This is a genomic window from Pedobacter sp. PACM 27299, from assembly GCF_001412655.1.
GTDB lineage: Bacteria > Bacteroidota > Bacteroidia > Sphingobacteriales > Sphingobacteriaceae > Pedobacter.
Genome location: NZ_CP012996.1, coordinates 4,654,282 through 4,670,334 on the forward strand (window position 1 = coordinate 4,654,282; position 16,053 = coordinate 4,670,334).

Annotated in this window: 15 protein-coding genes; 7 read left to right on the plus strand and 8 right to left on the minus strand. The window is 39.0% G+C overall.

Annotation, left to right across the window (positions count from 1 at the left end; genetic code table 11):
* Positions 1-40 precede the first annotated feature (40 nt).
* The 4 genes from rpmH to AQ505_RS19655 form a co-directional block, all read right to left on the minus strand.
* Positions 41-199: a 50S ribosomal protein L34 gene (gene rpmH / locus AQ505_RS26130; protein ID WP_073232865.1), complete on the minus strand. Its 159-nt coding sequence runs from the start codon at positions 197-199 to the stop codon at positions 41-43.
* A gap of 109 nt (positions 200-308) precedes the next feature.
* Positions 309-1,046, minus strand: a complete 738-nt coding sequence (locus AQ505_RS19645; protein WP_062549747.1) for a LytR/AlgR family response regulator transcription factor — start codon at positions 1,044-1,046, stop codon at positions 309-311.
* The gene (locus tag AQ505_RS19650; protein ID WP_082461645.1) at positions 1,043-2,041 is read right to left on the minus strand and encodes a sensor histidine kinase; all 999 of its coding nucleotides are present in this window, start codon (positions 2,039-2,041) and stop codon (positions 1,043-1,045) included. Before AQ505_RS19650 ends, AQ505_RS19645 begins: the two co-directional genes overlap by 4 nt.
* A gap of 82 nt (positions 2,042-2,123) precedes the next feature.
* Positions 2,124-2,960 carry a LiaF transmembrane domain-containing protein gene (locus tag AQ505_RS19655; protein WP_062549748.1) on the minus strand — a complete coding sequence of 279 codons (837 nt, stop codon included), beginning with the start codon at positions 2,958-2,960 and terminating at the stop codon, positions 2,124-2,126.
* A gap of 180 nt (positions 2,961-3,140) precedes the next feature.
* Here AQ505_RS19655 and AQ505_RS19660 point away from each other — a divergent pair, with 180 nt between their 5' ends.
* Positions 3,141-4,010: a ChaN family lipoprotein gene (locus tag AQ505_RS19660; protein WP_062549749.1), complete on the plus strand. Its 870-nt coding sequence runs from the start codon at positions 3,141-3,143 to the stop codon at positions 4,008-4,010.
* Between the two features lie 297 nt (positions 4,011-4,307).
* Here the strand turns inward: AQ505_RS19660 and mscL are convergent, their stop codons facing one another.
* Complete coding sequence (gene mscL / locus AQ505_RS19665; protein WP_062549750.1) at positions 4,308-4,751, minus strand: large conductance mechanosensitive channel protein MscL; 444 nt, start codon at positions 4,749-4,751, stop codon at positions 4,308-4,310.
* Positions 4,752-5,069: 318 nt separating this feature from the next.
* On the opposite strand from mscL, the gene rpoN reads away from it, so the two are divergent.
* Positions 5,070-6,539, plus strand: a complete 1,470-nt coding sequence (gene rpoN / locus AQ505_RS19670) for an RNA polymerase factor sigma-54 (protein ID WP_062549751.1) — start codon at positions 5,070-5,072, stop codon at positions 6,537-6,539.
* Positions 6,540-6,553: 14 nt separating this feature from the next.
* Here rpoN and AQ505_RS19675 read toward each other — a convergent pair whose 3' ends face one another.
* Both AQ505_RS19675 and AQ505_RS19680 read right to left on the minus strand, forming a co-directional pair.
* Entirely contained in the window at positions 6,554-7,021 is a 468-nt protein-coding gene (locus AQ505_RS19675; protein WP_062549752.1) for a response regulator, read from the minus strand.
* 227 nt (positions 7,022-7,248) lie between these two features.
* Positions 7,249-7,716, minus strand: coding sequence for a response regulator (locus tag AQ505_RS19680; protein WP_062549753.1), 468 nt, complete (start codon positions 7,714-7,716; stop codon positions 7,249-7,251).
* 265 nt (positions 7,717-7,981) lie between these two features.
* On the opposite strand from AQ505_RS19680, the gene AQ505_RS26135 reads away from it, so the two are divergent.
* The 5 genes from AQ505_RS26135 to AQ505_RS19705 are packed head-to-tail and all read left to right on the plus strand — an operon-like array spanning position 7,982 to position 14,655.
* Positions 7,982-10,318, plus strand: coding sequence for an Rv1355c family protein (locus tag AQ505_RS26135; protein WP_082461646.1), 2,337 nt, complete (start codon positions 7,982-7,984; stop codon positions 10,316-10,318).
* The gene (locus AQ505_RS19690; RefSeq protein ID WP_062549754.1) at positions 10,319-11,008 is read left to right on the plus strand and encodes a hypothetical protein; all 690 of its coding nucleotides are present in this window, start codon (positions 10,319-10,321) and stop codon (positions 11,006-11,008) included.
* 47 nt (positions 11,009-11,055) lie between these two features.
* Positions 11,056-13,170, plus strand: a complete 2,115-nt coding sequence (locus AQ505_RS19695) for a sensor histidine kinase (protein WP_197286233.1) — start codon at positions 11,056-11,058, stop codon at positions 13,168-13,170.
* A gap of 11 nt (positions 13,171-13,181) precedes the next feature.
* Positions 13,182-14,261: a hybrid sensor histidine kinase/response regulator gene (locus AQ505_RS19700; RefSeq protein ID WP_062549756.1), complete on the plus strand. Its 1,080-nt coding sequence runs from the start codon at positions 13,182-13,184 to the stop codon at positions 14,259-14,261.
* Positions 14,251-14,655, plus strand: a complete 405-nt coding sequence (locus AQ505_RS19705; protein WP_062549757.1) for a response regulator — start codon at positions 14,251-14,253, stop codon at positions 14,653-14,655. The genes AQ505_RS19700 and AQ505_RS19705 overlap by 11 nt, the downstream gene beginning before the upstream one ends.
* A gap of 54 nt (positions 14,656-14,709) precedes the next feature.
* Here AQ505_RS19705 and fabV read toward each other — a convergent pair whose 3' ends face one another.
* Positions 14,710-15,900: an enoyl-ACP reductase FabV gene (gene fabV / locus AQ505_RS19710; protein ID WP_062549758.1), complete on the minus strand. Its 1,191-nt coding sequence runs from the start codon at positions 15,898-15,900 to the stop codon at positions 14,710-14,712.
* Positions 15,901-16,053: the final 153 nt, after the last annotated feature.

The window sequence follows — 16,053 nt, forward strand, 5'->3', positions numbered from 1 at the left end:
TATTGTGATCTGCTAACACTTATTGTGCTGCAATCAAAAATTATGCTTTGTGACGACGTTCGTCAGAAACTGATAGCTTACTTCTTCCTTTTGCACGACGAGAAGCTAATACTCTTCTACCGTTTGCTGTAGCCATTCTTTCGCGGAAGCCGTGTTTGTTTCTTCTCTTTCTTTGCGAAGGTTGGAATGTTCTTTTCATAACTGTATTATATCTTAGACTATTTTTTTAAATAAGAGGTGCAAATATAGCTTGATTTTATTTTAATTGCAAATAGAATTCAAGGTAGTTTTCATTTTTCCTTAAAATCTTACAAGCCAAGCGCTGCTTTAAGCTTAATATAGCCCGTTTTACTTACCGGAAGCCATATATCAGATTTTAAAAGAACAATATAACTGTCCTTTTCTTTCAGTTCTATTTTTGTCACCTGGGCCAAATTTATGATATATGATCGATGAATACGAATAAATTGTGAAGATTCTAACGTTTGTTCAAAAAAGCTCATCGTCTTATTCTTATGAAAAACGCCTTCAGTGGTACTTAACTTCACATAATCATCGTCTGCTTCGAGGTAATGAATATCTGCCACGGCGATGATTTTTATGATGCCATTCTTCTTTACCACTACCCTATTCTGCTGCGCAGGATTCAATGCGGCCGAATCCAGCAGTTCTCTGCTGTACTGTTCCGTTTGATTTAAGCGGGCAGGAAGTTTTTGTATCGCCATGTCGAACCGACTTTTTTCTATAGGCTTCAGCAGGTAATCTACCGCATTTACTTCAAAAGCTTTAATTGCATACTCATCAAATGCGGTGGTAAAAATGACTGCAGGATGCTGCTCTACCAGTTCCAGCATCTCAAAGCCATTGATCTTGGGCATTTGAATGTCCAGGAAGATAAAGTCCGGCTGGTGCTGTGTAATCGCTTTAATCCCCTCAAAGCCATCACTGCATTCCGCCACTACCTCAATATCGGGAAAGTTGCTCAGATAATGCTTCACTACGTCCCTGGCCAGGGACTCATCATCTATTAAAATAGTTCTCATCATTGGTTCTGAGGTATTTTTAGGGTGGTTATATATATATTATCTTTTGTCGCCTTGGTTTGGAGCAATTGCTCATCCCCAAACAACAGGTATAACCTGCGCTTAATCGCTGATAATCCAAATCCAGTACCACCTGTGGCCCTCATTTCCGGATCAAAAGGATTCTGCACAGTAATTACCAGCTTGTTATTTTCTACTTTTACGAAGATCGAAATCGTAATGGCAGCAGCAGTATTGTACAAACCAAATTTAATGGCATTTTCTACAATGGGCTGTAACAGTGTACCTGGCAGACATAAATCTAAGGTTTCTTCTTCAACATTTACATCAATATTTAATCGGTGACTAAAGCGTACTTTTTCAATATCTAGGTACAGTTGAATGTATTCCATTTCTTCGGCTACTTTTACCCAGATCTCATCGTCTCTTTTCAGATTCCCTCTTAAAAAAGAGGCTAGTTTCATAATCATTGTCCCAGCTTCTGTAGGATTCATAATGGTCAGCGCATATACAGAATTGAGACTATTGAAAAGAAAATGAGGCTGCAACTGATGGCGTAATTTATTCAATTCGGCTTCTTTACTGAGGTTTTGGGCAGTAAGCAGGCGCTCTTGTGTGGCCGATTGTTCTTCTAAACGGTACCATAAAATATTGGCTACCGCACACCAGGCCAGGAAAACAAAGACGATAATGAACCTTAAAATTAGCGAAAGCTGTAAAAAACTCCGGTAAGTCTGCGCATTAGCAAACAAATAAGAGAGGGATACATTACTGATGAAAGTAATCAGTCCGGCGAGGATCAGTGTAATCACCAGCACAAACAAAATGGTTTCATTTTTCGGCTGGTAATAGCCCAGCATATTACTTAAAATCATGCAGGCAAGTACCAGCAAGCCATTTGTAACCAGGCTATCAGCAGCAGATATATACCAGTTAAAGTTTAAAGTATAATAGAAAAGCAGGACAAATACCGAGGTCCAGGCTACAAAAATAACCATGGCATATCGTTTAATATTCTTATTGGCTAGCGGTCTGTTGGTCAAAATAAAAGGAGTTTAACGTGGTGATTTGATATTATATTTAAAAATTCCGAATCTCCACCCCACCAAATAAGGCCATTCCGGTAATCTTAACAATCTTCGTTCCGCCATCTGAAAGGATAACTGGACCTCTTTTGTCTTCTATCCCACCAAAAATTGCCACCACTTCCGACTTCACTATCCAGCTTGATGGTATAATGATTTTAACACCTCCAAAAACAGCCACAATCTCCAGTACAATTGCTCCTTCAAAATCTGCCTGTGTTAAATTTACATTACAGCCTCCAAAAACAGCCACCATCTCTCCACCTTTAAAATTTTTGGAATACACATGCGAATCTGTTCCACCGAAAACACATACCGCGGCGATCACATCATTTTCATCTACCCAGCCAGCCTGATCAGTTTTTGGCTCTTCTATATCCAGCTCTTCTGCCTCAGTACCCTGCGCTGCTGTATTTAAACCATCATCTGAATCTGCAGCAGCGGATTGATTTGCAAAAGCGCCATCTGTAAAGTTGGCTTGTTTCTTTTTCCATTTCGGGTTATTTAGTCTACTGGGCTTAGGTCTAAAGATCAGGTACAACCCCATGATGATAAAGGCCATTGCGAAAAAATATTTAGACATATTAGCGTCTGTAATGCGCTGCAGTGTAAAAAATGCACCTACTAAAAACATGGCCAGCCATCCGCCGCCCTGAAAATTCTTTTTATAACCAATCAGCAGACCGATGACCATTAAAATCGTATGCCAGCTCAGCAGCCAACCCGGGAGCTGGAGACCTATATTTTTCAATAGGAAGACCAATCCAAATACTAAAAGAAACAGCCCGGCCCAGATGCTGTTATTTTTTTTACCATCATTCCACTTTTCCATCGTGCTCAATTTATTCGTTTAATCTATGTGTTTTCTACTCAAATGTAGCAGATCAGTCGCCATTTAAAAAGCCTAATTACTCCGGATGATGATAATGGTCGGTAAAGCCCCATTTTTTATCGGTAAAAATTATTCGTTAATTTGGAATAATTCTAATTAACGAACAAACAAGTAACACCCATGAAAAAAATATTCGCTGCACTGATGTGCATTTTACCCCTACTATCCCTTGCTCAAGCACCAAAAGCACACTACAAAGTTTATGATGTAAAAAAACAAAAGCTCATCCAGTTGGAGGAGATCATCAGCAATATGAAAGATGTCGATGTATTATTTTTCGGCGAAGAGCACAACGATTCTATTGGTCACCAGTTAGAACTTGAGCTGTTTCAAAAGCTCAGCGGCAGCTACCCAAAAACAGCATTGAGCTTAGAGATGTTCCATACCGACGTTCAGCCGGTGATGGATGAATACCTGTTGGGGTTGATTTCCGAGAAAAACTTTGTCAAAGAAGCCAGAGTCTGGAAGAATTACGAGGACTATAAACCAATGATAGAATACGCAAAATCACATCATTTACTGGTCATCGCCGCCAACGCAGCCACCAGATATAGCAACGCAGTAAGTAAATCCGGCTTATCGGTACTGGATCAGTTCCCAAAAAGTTCCGATTCTTTTCTTCCACCTCTACCTGTAGATACGGCAACTGGAAAATATTATGAGAAGTTTATCGCCATGCTTGGCGGCCATGGCATGGGTACCATGAAAATCTACCAAACACAAAACCTTTGGGATGCCACCATGTCCTGGTCTATTGCTAAATATATGAAAAGTAATAAAGCAGCAAAAGTTTTTCAGGTGAATGGCCGTTTCCATAGCGACGAACAATTGGGTACCCTGGCAAAATTGAAAACTCTCCTGCCGAAATTGAAAATGGTCAATATCTCCTGTTTTTCAGGCGAGGATTTCAGCACACCAGACTGGACGAAATACAGCCATCTTGGTGACTACATATTATTGACTGATCCTGCTGTTAAAAGAACCTTTTAAATCAAATTTTACAGCTCAAAAGGACAGCTATACTGTTCGGAAAGAGACCTGATGGCCTTTAGCCGCAGGAAGGGCTTCGGTTAGGGTTTGGATAGCAGAGACTAAGGCAACCCTAGGCGAACCCTACACGAACCCTACGCAGTGCCTATTATAAGGCCGACCTCTTCCCGAACACTTCCCGAACAGTAACAGTAAAAATTCAATTTTTCTTATCTACGAGAATTTATCATTAAAAAACCCCTTAAATTGAACAAAAACTTATTCAATCTAAGGGGTTGAGATTATTTTAAAAACAGCTTATTTGTTTCTCAGCAAATCGCGGATCTCTGTAAGTAATACTTGATCTTGAGTTGGTGCAGGAGCTGCAGCTGGTACTTCTTCTTGCTTTCTTTTCATTTTATTGATTGCTTTTACCATTAAGAAAATGATCATTGCAAGAATTAGGAAATTGATCACCTCTGTTGCAAAGTTTCCCCAGGCAAATACAGGACCTATTTTCCTGGCATCTTCAAGAGAAGCGGTAGGGTTAGTCGCTACAAATTCTCTCACCTTCGCACTCAGCGGGACATAGAAATTGACAAATCCCTTATCGCCAATCAGCAAACTGATCGGAGGCATAATTAAGTCATTGACCAGGGAAGTCACAATCTTGCCGAAAGCCCCGCCAATAATTACACCGACAGCCAGGTCAATCACATTGCCTTTGACTGCAAATTCCTTAAATTCTTTTACAAAACTCATAAGTAGTATTAGTTTTAGATGTTAAACGTCCTAATAAAAGTAGGTAAATATTTTCAAAACCTGCACCTATTCCGGCTATTCATCGATATTTCATCTTTTTCCTACTCAAGACTAAGTATTTAACAACACTTTAATCGCGATTGTTTGGCAAAATAATAGTAGCTAAATTGGAGGATAGTAAAAAATGTTTTAAGAAAACCCGATTTCGAAAAGCCTTTATTCCTACTAAACACACAATAATACTTTGTCTTGATAGTTTATATGTAAACCAAATTCGTATTTTTGGAACGGGTACATATAATACCGCTTTGATAAAACATGCTTAAACAACATCTACAACAAAAATTACTTCAAAAGCTCTCCCCTCAGCAAATCCAATTTATTAAATTGCTGCAAGTACCTACTGTTGCATTAGATACCAGAATTAAAGAAGAATTGGAAGAAAATCCAGCGCTTGAAGATCCCAGCTTAATGATTGCTGAAGAACCTAAAAGCGAGTATGATGATCTAAATGATACACCGGATGATTTTGATCCAGGTGCGAAGGAAGAAAACACAGATGAGTTTAACGTAGATGATTATTTACAGGACGACAATGTAAACGACTATAGCACCTCTTATAACAATGAGGATGATGAAGAAAAAAAAGAAACTCCAATTGCGATTGAAAGTACTTTTTTTGAGAGTTTACAGGAACAGCTGGACCTGGTTCCATTATCAGATCAGGATTTCATCATTGGAAAGCAAATTATTGGTAGTTTAGACGATGATGGTTACTTGCGCAGGCCAATCACCTCTATGATCGACGACCTTGCCTTCTCGCAAAATGCGATGGTAGAAGAAGAGGATGTTCTGGAGATGCTGAAAGTAATTCAAAGCTTCGATCCTCCGGGCATTGCAGCCAGAGACTTACAAGAGTGCCTTACCTTACAATTAAAGCGTAAAGATCCTTCCAATCCAATCATTCAGAAAGCCATTGTCATCGTAGAAAATTATCTGGATGAATTTACCAGAAAACACTACGATAAACTGGAAAAAGCTTTAGGACTGAACAGTGAAGACCTGAAAGAGATCATTGCGGAAATCCTGCGTTTAAATCCTAAACCTGGAGATTCCAATCAGGTGACGACTAAACAGCTGCAAGTTATTCCGGATTTTCATGTGAGCAACAATGATGGAACATTAATTCTAACGCTAAATTCAAAAAATGCGCCTGAACTGAGAGTAAGCCGGTCCTATATTGACATGTTTGATCATTATGACAAAGCCGCACAAAAAGATAAAAAATTAAAAGAGGCCGTTCAGTTCGTAAAACAAAAGCTGGATTCTGCAAAATGGTTCATTGATGCCATTAAGCAAAGACAGCAGACCTTGCTGAAAACGATGAATGCCATCATGCAATACCAATATGAGTACTTGCTTACCGGTGATGAGCGCAAAATGCGGCCAATGATCTTAAAAGACATTGCCGATAAAATTGACATGGACATTTCTACGGTTTCCAGGGTAGCAAACTCAAAATATGTACAAACGGAATTCGGCACTTTTCTATTGAAATCTTTCTTCTCTGAAGCTATCCAAACCGAAAGCGGCGAAGAAGTATCGAATAAAGAGGTGAAAAAAATCCTGGAAGACTGTATTGGAAATGAAGACAAGCGTAAGCCATTGGCAGACGAGAAACTGACAGAAATCCTAAAAGAACAAGGATATAATATTGCCAGAAGAACGGTTGCAAAATACAGGGAGCAAATGAATATCCCGGTGGCCCGTTTAAGAAAAGAGCTGTAAAATATAAATGGGGACTATAAATCAGTCCCCATTCTTAATAAGTTTTCCAGTTTCTCATTGGCTACCAATAAGCTGGCGGTGAGATCTCTGTTATCTTTTCTCAAAGTATAAAGTTCAAAGGCTTTCTCGATATTGATTCTCAAATCATCCTCCATCCAGGGTTTTTGAATGTATCGGTACACCTGCCCCTTATTAATTGCATCGATAACCGCGTTAATATCTGCATAACCCGTTAGTAAAATTCTAATCGGATCTGGAAAATCCGGAATAATAGATTCCAGAAACTCTATACCAGTGGTGACCGGCATTCTTTGATCCGTAACAATCACATGGATATCCTCAGATTCTAAAACTTTTCTACCCTCTATTGCAGAATTCGCAATGAAAATATTGAATTTACGGCGGAAGCTTGCTTTGAAAGCATTCAGGTTGTGAACTTCATCATCAACATAGAGAACGTTTACGGAAGTGTCAGAATTCATAGAATTTTTGCCTTTTTTTTGTTAAATATATTTCAATTATTATGAACAAAAAAACTATTTAAAGATAAAAATCATTTGCGGTTTTATTCTTAAATAATTACACAAATAGGCATTAAAATATCCATAGAAGGCGATTTATTAAAGAAATCATAAATTCATAAAGGACATCTTTTTCGGATCAATATCCGCACGAAACTGATATCGATCCGAAATTCTGGTCCCGATCTTTAGGATAAGAGACTTTGGCGGAATAAAAATTCCAGCTGTTGATTCACGATTAATAATTTTTCTGTGAGCTCCCGGTTTTCTTTTCTTAACGAATAGATTTCAAAAGCTTTTTCAATATTGATCCTTAGATCTTCTGCCATCCAGGGCTTCTGAATGTATTTATAAACCTGCCCTTTGTTGATGGCGTCAATTACAGCATTAATATCAGCGTAACCTGTAAGCAATATTCTGATAGGTTCAGGAAAATCAGGAATGATAGATTCCAGGAACTCAATTCCCGTCATGACAGGCATCCGCTGATCGGTAATGATCACATGGATTAATTGCTTTTCCAAAACCTTTCTCCCCTCCTCTGCCGACTCAGCGGTAAAGACATTAAACATTCTTCTAAATCCCGCTTTAAAAGAGTTCAGATTGTGAGCTTCATCGTCTATGTACAGGACATTTATGGATGCGTTAGAATTCATCTTATGAATTTAATATAATTTTTTTAAATATATTGCTTTTATAAGGTTCAATGAAGTAATTTGGTTGAAAATTTCTAAGAATAGAATATTTCTATCCTATTTTTTTGGGTAGGAATCAAAGGAATGGCGCTCATTATTAGTAGGTAACGCATTAATTAAAATTAACATCTCCATAATAATAAAAATTATACTTTCATTATAACGGTTAAAAGTATAATTTTAATAGAATTTTTGTAATGATTAAAGGGTATATCTCATAGAACAAATGCAATTAGATAAAGAATTACGTCAACTTAAAAAAGAGCTAGCTTCGCAAACAAAAAAGTATAGTGAAATCTATACTCCAATATTTTTTAGAATTCTAAATCGAGAAGATCAATCTTCGCTATTGAATTTGCTTAAAGAAAAACCACATATCCAGGTTTTTGACAGCATTACAAATCAACTCACTGACCTGGTTAAAGGCCTAAATCCAACTTTAGTACTGAGCAAAGATCAAATCGACGAGCTTATAGTAAAACGTTTGAATGGCCAGGACGCAGATACTTATGGTGTTTGGGTTTATTATCCATGGATTGAGAAATTGGTTCATATCCTTGACAAAGAAGAATTTATCCTTGTTCGAACCAATAGGAACAAGCATAAAATTACACAGCAGGAACAAGATCAGCTGATGGAGAAGAAAATTGGTGTAATCGGCCTTTCTGTTGGCCAATCCGTTTCCCTGACCCTGGCTATTGAGCGTGGATGCGGGGAATTGCGCATTGCAGACTTTGACCACCTGGACCTCACTAACCTCAATCGCATCCGCAGTGGTGTTCAAAATGTAGATTTAAGAAAAACGGTGATTGTAGCCAGAGAGATTGCGGAAATTGACCCGTTTCTAAAAGTAACTTGTTTCCACGAAGGCATCACTGAAGAAAATATTGAAAGCTTCTTAACAGAAAACGGAAAATTAGACCTTTTAATTGATGAGTGTGATGGCATCGACATTAAAATTCTTTGCAGAGTAAAAGCAAAAGCCCATCAGATTCCGGTATTGATGGAAGCCAGTGATAGAGGCACCATCGATATTGAGCGTTTTGACCTGGAGCCAAATCGTCCAATTTTACATGGATATATTGAGCATCTGGACATTTCTAAAGTCAAACACCTTAAAACCAACGAAGAAAAAATACCTTATATTTTGCCGATTGCAGGCGTAGAAACTTTATCCACCAGGATGAAGGCTTCGATGATTGAAATCCAGCAAACCATCACTTCTTGGCCTCAGCTGGCCAGCGCCGTTACTTATGGCGGTGGTATCACAGCGGATTTGTCGAGGAGAATATTGCTACAAGAGCTTTCCGTTTCAGGTCGCTTCTTTGTAGACATCGAAGAGATCATCGCAGATCCTGTAAAAGAAAATACACATACTGAAATCCTGAAACCCGCGAAAGGAATTTCCTTTCCGGAGATGGAGGTGCTTGCTGCACAGTTAAAAATTGAAAAAGCAGTAAATGCGATTGAATTAGACGGCGAACAGCTGGACGAACTCCTGCATACCGCACAAAGAGGAAGCTCAGCTGGAAACAATCAACCCTGGAAATGGCTGTATAAAGACGGTGCCTTACTTCTTTTCCATGATACTGAACGCTCCTTCTCTTTTGCAAATCATAAAAATATCGTGGCTTATGTCGGTTTCGGACTAACTCTGGAGAGCATCCGATTAAAAGCGGAGACGCTCAACCTGCAAGTGCAGGAGCAGCTTTTTCCTGACCCTCAAATTCCAGAATTAATAGCGGTGCTGCAGTTTTCAAATATAGCAGCAGCACATAAAAAAGATGGTCTTGCGGATTTTACCGACCTAAGAAATACCAACAGAAATCAACCTAAAGTCATCAAAGCCATTCCTGCCGAGACATTAGCCGAAATAAAAGCAGAAACTGAGCAGGTAGCAGGCGCGAAAATATATTTTATTGAAGATGCAGCAGCCATCCAAAAAGTGGCAAACATCATGGGCGAATCAGATAAACTCCGTTTGTATACTCCTACCGGTCACCACGAACTCTTCAACCTGGAGCTGAGATTTACCAAAGAAGAAAGTGAAAGAACTGGTGATGGATTGGATCTGGAGTCCTTTGGTCTAACAGCTGGAGAAGCCATTGGGATGAGAATTGCAAAAGACCCAAAGGTGCTGGACTTACTGAAACACTGGAAAATGGGTACAGGATTGGAACGCTTGTCGAAAAAATCCGGACTGGCTTCCTCAGCAATTGCTTTGGTCACTATGCCTAATTATACCTCTTCTGATTTCATTAAAGGGGGAAAAGCAGTAGAGCGGATGTGGTTAACCGCCAATCGTGCAGGAATTTCCCTTCATCCGATGACGGCGAGCATTTTACACTTCAACATTTTAAAATACGGAGATGGACTGAATCAGGATCTTTATCTTAAAAACAAGTTTTCTGAATTAAATGAGATTTTCTACAATTGCTTTCCAACAGTAAATGAGCAGGAAGTGAGCGTTTTTCTATGTAGATTATTCTATGCAGAAGCAGAAGGAACACCTTCGAAACGTTTACCAATAGATAAAATATTCATAGCTAATTTAACCCAATAAATGGTAAAGTTCACCGCATTTAAGGCGACAGATAACGAGGCTTTATGTCATAAATTTATAGATGGCCATCGAAAGGTGTTGGAAATCTACGGCATCACCATGATCACCTCGGCGAAACACGCTTGGATGCAGCATGAAAATACTTATGTCATCCTGGTAGAATCTACGGAAGATGGGCGGGCATTGGGTGGCGCGCGAATTCAGATTGCCGATGAGGACTTGCCGCTTCCGATAGAAGATGCGATTGGAAAACTGGATCCTAAAATATTTGATCAGCTGAAAGAAAGAAAACTACTGAAAACAGGCGAACTTTGCGGTCTTTGGAACTCCAGAGAAATTGCAGGATTCGGAATTGGCAGTATCTTTTTAATCCGCGCTTCTGTGGCATTGGCTTACACGCTTGGACTGCATAGCTTATTTGCTTTATGTGCTCCAGCAACCGTTAGAGGTGGTAAAAGAACTGGTTTTGATGTGAATATTGCCGTTGGTAACAATGGACAATTTTACTATCCTAAACTTGATTTGATTGCTACAGCAGTAATTATTGACAATTTAAGAACCCTGGAAAAAGCCGAACCTACCATTAGAGAGCTGGTTTTTGACCTCATTGAAAATCCTGTACAGGTGCGCTCGGAAACAGGCCCTAAAGGAGACGTAGATATCATGTACGATTTAAAGTTTAACAGATAATGCAGTACCTAAATAGTTTAAAGCAAACTCCACAATTATTTTGTTTGATGATGCTTTTTTTGCTGGGGATTGGTTCTGCAAATGCACAATTGATTCAGCTAAACGGCGCAGCTACCACGCCAATTAACATCAGTGACCAGGTTTCCACCTATGAAGATTCTTCAGGAAACCGTTCCCTGGAAGAAGTCATCAAAAACGGGAAGTTTATCCCTAATCACCATAAAATCGCCAATTTCGGACTCACAAAATCTACGATCTGGATCAGGTTCAACGTGGCAGATGCTCAAAAACCAACGGATTTTTTTCTTCAATTGAAAAGTCCAAATCTGGATAAAGTTGCATTTTATTATCCGGAGCATGGACAATACAGAGAGATTAAATCAGGAAATGAGGTTTCTATCCATCAGCGTGATGTGGTACATCAGGACCCAATTTTCAGACTGAGAACAAGTACAGATACCACCACCTACTACCTTAAAGTTTCTGCATCCAGTCCGATTACACTGCCTTTATTTATAGGTTCCTATACCTCTATTATGCAAGGTTTAAACCTGGAAAGTAACGTTTTCAGCTTGTATATCGGCCTGATTATCACTATGTTTTTATATAATATCTTTATATATTTCACGGTAAGGGACCGCAGTTACTTATTTTATGTAGTCTATATCTTTAGCGTTGGCTTTACACAGCTTTCTCTACAGGGCTATGCGTTCTCTTTGCTTTGGGGTGATAACCTGAACTTAAATAATCAGGGACTGATATTTTCCATTGTTTTCGTAGGAATCGCTTCAATTCTCTTTACCAAAGAATTCCTCCACGTTAAAAACTTCTACCGCAAGGTCAATCGCTACCTGAACATTTTAATCCTGCTTTACCTGCTGTGCTTTGCCATCAGCCTCGTAGGCTATCCGGTAGAAGCACAAATGGCTTTGCAGCTGCTGACCATCATCGCTTCCATCTCAGTTATTGTTACAGGTATCTTAATTTATAGAAAAAAATACCGTCCAGCTTTATATTTTACAATTTCATGGTCTTGCTTCCTAATCGGAGTTATTATATTCATCATGAAGGATATCGGTATACTTTCCTATACCTTCTTAACGAATAATGCGATTTTGATTGGATCGGGTTTAGAAGCCGTATTGCTATCTTTTGCACTTGCCGACAAGATCAACATCTTTAAGAAAGAGAAAGAAGAATCACAATCAGAGGCTCTGCGAATCCTGACGGAGAATGAAAAACTAGTACGTGAACAAAACGTCCTGTTAGAAATTAAAGTAAAGGAAAGAACAGAAGCGCTGGAAAATATCAACACCAGTTTAAATGATGCTTTATCTAACCTGAAAGAGACCCAATCTCAATTGGTAGATTCGGAAAAAATGGCTTCTTTGGGTCAGCTTACTGCCGGTATTGCACATGAGATCAACAATCCGATCAATTTTGTGACCTCTAATATCAAGCCGCTTCAGATGGATATTGACGACCTGAATCAGCTGATCGATATGTATGAAAACGTTGATCCTGCAAAGGACCTCCATCCACAGCTCAGCGAAATTGAGAATTTTAAACGATCTATTGACCTTGATTTCGTAAGAGAAGAGATTAAATCCCTGCTTTCAGGAATTGGTGAAGGCGCAACACGTACTGCAGAAATCATCAGAAGTCTGAAAAATTTCAGCAGACTGGATGAAAATGACACCAAACCCGTGGACTTGAATGAAGGCCTGGATTCTACCCTGGTTCTATTGAGAAGTACCTTCCCTGGAAATCTACAGATTGTGAAGAGTTATGGTACGCTGCCAAAAGTAGAATGTATGCCTGGAAAAATCAACCAGGTATTTATGAACCTGATCAGCAATGCCATCCAGGCGATTAAAGGAAAACAAGTACCAGATACAGAGGAACAATTGAGCATCAGCACCTGGCAAGAAGGAGAAGAAGTGAAAATCAGTATTAAAGATTCAGGATCAGGAATGACTGAAGAAGTTAAACAAAAGATTTTTGAACCATTTTTCACGACTAAAGATGTTGGAGAAGGCACAGGATTGGGCTTATCTATCGTCTTTAGAATCATTGAAAACCATCGTGGACGTATAGATGTTGTGACAAAAGTAAATCAAGGTACAGAATTTATTATTACCTTACCAGTAATCTCACGATAATAAACTTTATTATGAATGCCACAACTATACGTGTTCTGTATATTGATGATGAAGAAAATAACTTGCTCGCCTTCAAAGCAAGTTTTAGGCGACAGTATGAAATTTATACCGCCCTTTCTGCTGACGAAGGATTAAAAATCCTTGAAAACGTTGCAGTACAAGTGATTATTGCGGATCAGAAGATGCCGAATATTACAGGGGTGGAGTTTTTCAAAAGCATCAAAAATACGTTTCCAGATCCAACCAGGATTTTATTAACTGGTTATACTGATATTGAAGCCCTGGCTGATGCGATCAATCATGGCGATATTTACCGGTACATTACCAAACCATGGAATGATCTGGAGCTGCACAACTCTATCAAAAATGCGTATGACGCCTATAAATCTAAAATAGACCTGAGGAATAAAGTCGCAGAATTAGAAAAAACCAATGATGAGCTGAATCGCTTTATTTATAGCATTTCTCATGAACTACGGGCACCATTGGTATCTACAATGGGAATTGTAAATCTGGTAAAAATGGAAGGCCTGTTTAATTCCAGCGGTGAGTACTGGGGATTGATAGAGACCTGCTCCAACAGACTAGATTATTACATCCAGAAAACGCTGCAATACTATAAAAACAACAAGACCGTTTCGGAACATACAGAAATCAATTTCAAAAAATTGGTGGCCGATCTGATTGAGCTGTATGCTTATACCGATAAGGACATGAAGTTCAATGTGAACATCATTCAGGATGAACTGTTTTTTGGAGATGCCTTCCGCATTGAAGTGATCTTAGGAAACTTGATTTCTAATGCGATCAAGTATCAGAAAGAAACAGAACTGAATAAGAATGTAAACATATCCGTAGAGGTTCAGCCTACCCAGGTGCACATTAGCATCAACGACAATGGGATGGGCATCCTGAACGAACATTTAGAAAAGATATTCTTACAATTCTTTAAAAGTAAAATCAACCATGGAAGTGGCCTGGGCCTTTTCATAGTGAAAGAAGCGCTAAATAAAATCAACGGAAAGATTACAGTAAGTTCGAATGCTATAGAAGGTACCACCTTTAAAATCACGATTCCAAATGTTAAATAAGGTCAGAAAGGTTATGTTAATTGATGACAATGAGGTTGACCTGAAAATCAACTCCAAGATCATCACCATCACTAAATTATTTGATGAAATTATTCTTTGCCAATCGGGCGAAGAGGCGCTGAACTACCTCAGCAGAAACCAAAATGAGGAGGATAAGATTCCTGATTTCATTTTACTGGACATTCAGATGCCGGAGATGGATGGCTTTGAGTTCCTGGAAATTTATAAAGGGCTGCCAAAGTCAATCACTGAAAAATGTGTGGTAGCGATACTCTCCTCAACACTCGATTTTGGAGACATCAAAAAAGCGGAAGCGAATCCACATGTGGTGAAGTTATTCCGGAAGCCATTGTTTCCAAAAGAGCTGGAAGAAGAACTAAATAAACACTTATAAAACGAAAAGCGCCTCCAAATGGAAGCGCTTTTCTGTTATCATGATCAGATGATTTTATACCAATCCTGAAATTTCTACCATTTCATTCACATCAGCTTCGTAATTCACACCCGCTACATCAAAACCAAACAGGTTTAAGAAATCTTTTTTGTAACCAGCAAGATCGCCGATTGCAGGAAGTGTTTCTGTAGTTGCTTCTGTCCAAAGAGCAGCAACCTGCGCCTGAACATCATCACGCATCTCTAAATCGTCTACACGGATTCTTCCTTGCTCATCTGTCAATACTTCAGCACCTGTATACAAACGCTCTTTGAACAAACGTTGAATTTGCTCAATACATCCTTCATGAAGGCCTTCTGCTTTCATAATTTTGTACAATAAGGAAATATACAATGGAATTACTGGAATTGCAGAGCTCGCCTGAGTAACCAGGGCTTTGTTTACCGATACATAAGCTTTTCCATTGATGTCTTTTAATTGATCAGCAATCTGGAACGCTGTAGCCTCTAAATGGTCTTTAGCACGACCAATAGTACCTTTACGGTAAACTGCTTCTGTTAGTGATGGGCCGATATAAGAATAAGCAACTGTTGTTGCACCAGCTGCAAGTAAGCCTGCAGCTTTCAATTCGTCGATCCACATCGCCCAGTCTTCACCACCCATAACGGCAATCGTATTTTCAATATCATCACCTTGAGCAGGTTGAATAGAGATATCAGAAACGATTCCTGTATGGAAGTCTACTGTTTTATTGGTATAAACTTCACCAATTGGCTTCAATACAGAGCTGTGTACCACTCCTGTTACCGGGTGAACTCTTTTTGGAGAAGCCAAACTGTAAATTACCAGGTCAATTTGTCCAAGGTCAGCTTTGATCAGTTCCAAAGTTTTTTCTTTGATCTCTTTTGAGAAGGCATCGCCATTTATACTTTTAGCATATAAACCAGCTTTATGAGCCTCTGATTCAAATGCAGCTGTATTGTACCAACCCGCTGAAGCAGTTTTTCCAGGTGCTGGTGGTTTTTCAAAATATACACCAATAGTAGATGCATTAGATCCAAAAGCACTGGTAATTCTTGATGACAAACCAAAACCGGTTGATGCGCCTATAACAAGGACTTTTTTAGGTCCGTCGATAGGTCCTTTAGATTTCACGTAATTGATCTGGTTTAACACGTTTTGTGCGCAGCCATCAGGATGTGCAGTCAGGCAGATAAACCCACGAATTTTCGGTTCAATAATCATATTTATTCTCTTTATACGTTTTTTCTGTAAATTTTCCGCAGGGCGGTTCTTATCAAATTATTCAGCAAACATAATTAAAACAAAATAAGTATGCCAGTTCTGGGCAAAATTGGTTGGAAAACAATATATCTTTGGCCCTCAAAATAAACCACA

Excerpts from the sequence above, each read along its gene's own strand:
- AQ505_RS19675 (WP_062549752.1), bottom strand. The coding sequence starts at position 7,021 with ATGAATTCTGACACTTCCGTAAACGTTCTCTATGTTGATGATGAAGTT.
- rpmH (WP_073232865.1), bottom strand. The coding sequence starts at position 199 with ATGAAAAGAACATTCCAACCTTCGCAAAGAAAGAGAAGAAACAAACAC.
- AQ505_RS26135 (WP_082461646.1), top strand. The coding sequence starts at position 7,982 with ATGCAATTAGATAAAGAATTACGTCAACTTAAAAAAGAGCTAGCTTCG.
- fabV (WP_062549758.1), bottom strand. The coding sequence starts at position 15,900 with ATGATTATTGAACCGAAAATTCGTGGGTTTATCTGCCTGACTGCACAT.
- AQ505_RS19660 (WP_062549749.1), top strand. The coding sequence starts at position 3,141 with ATGAAAAAAATATTCGCTGCACTGATGTGCATTTTACCCCTACTATCC.
- AQ505_RS19655 (WP_062549748.1), bottom strand. The coding sequence starts at position 2,960 with ATGGAAAAGTGGAATGATGGTAAAAAAAATAACAGCATCTGGGCCGGG.
- AQ505_RS19645 (WP_062549747.1), bottom strand. The coding sequence starts at position 1,046 with ATGATGAGAACTATTTTAATAGATGATGAGTCCCTGGCCAGGGACGTA.
- AQ505_RS19650 (WP_082461645.1), bottom strand. The coding sequence starts at position 2,041 with ATGGTTATTTTTGTAGCCTGGACCTCGGTATTTGTCCTGCTTTTCTAT.
- AQ505_RS19690 (WP_062549754.1), top strand. The coding sequence starts at position 10,319 with ATGGTAAAGTTCACCGCATTTAAGGCGACAGATAACGAGGCTTTATGT.
- rpoN (WP_062549751.1), top strand. The coding sequence starts at position 5,070 with ATGCTTAAACAACATCTACAACAAAAATTACTTCAAAAGCTCTCCCCT.
- AQ505_RS19695 (WP_197286233.1), top strand. The coding sequence starts at position 11,056 with ATGATGCTTTTTTTGCTGGGGATTGGTTCTGCAAATGCACAATTGATT.
- AQ505_RS19700 (WP_062549756.1), top strand. The coding sequence starts at position 13,182 with ATGAATGCCACAACTATACGTGTTCTGTATATTGATGATGAAGAAAAT.
- AQ505_RS19680 (WP_062549753.1), bottom strand. The coding sequence starts at position 7,716 with ATGAATTCTAACGCATCCATAAATGTCCTGTACATAGACGATGAAGCT.
- mscL (WP_062549750.1), bottom strand. The coding sequence starts at position 4,751 with ATGAGTTTTGTAAAAGAATTTAAGGAATTTGCAGTCAAAGGCAATGTG.
- AQ505_RS19705 (WP_062549757.1), top strand. The coding sequence starts at position 14,251 with ATGTTAAATAAGGTCAGAAAGGTTATGTTAATTGATGACAATGAGGTT.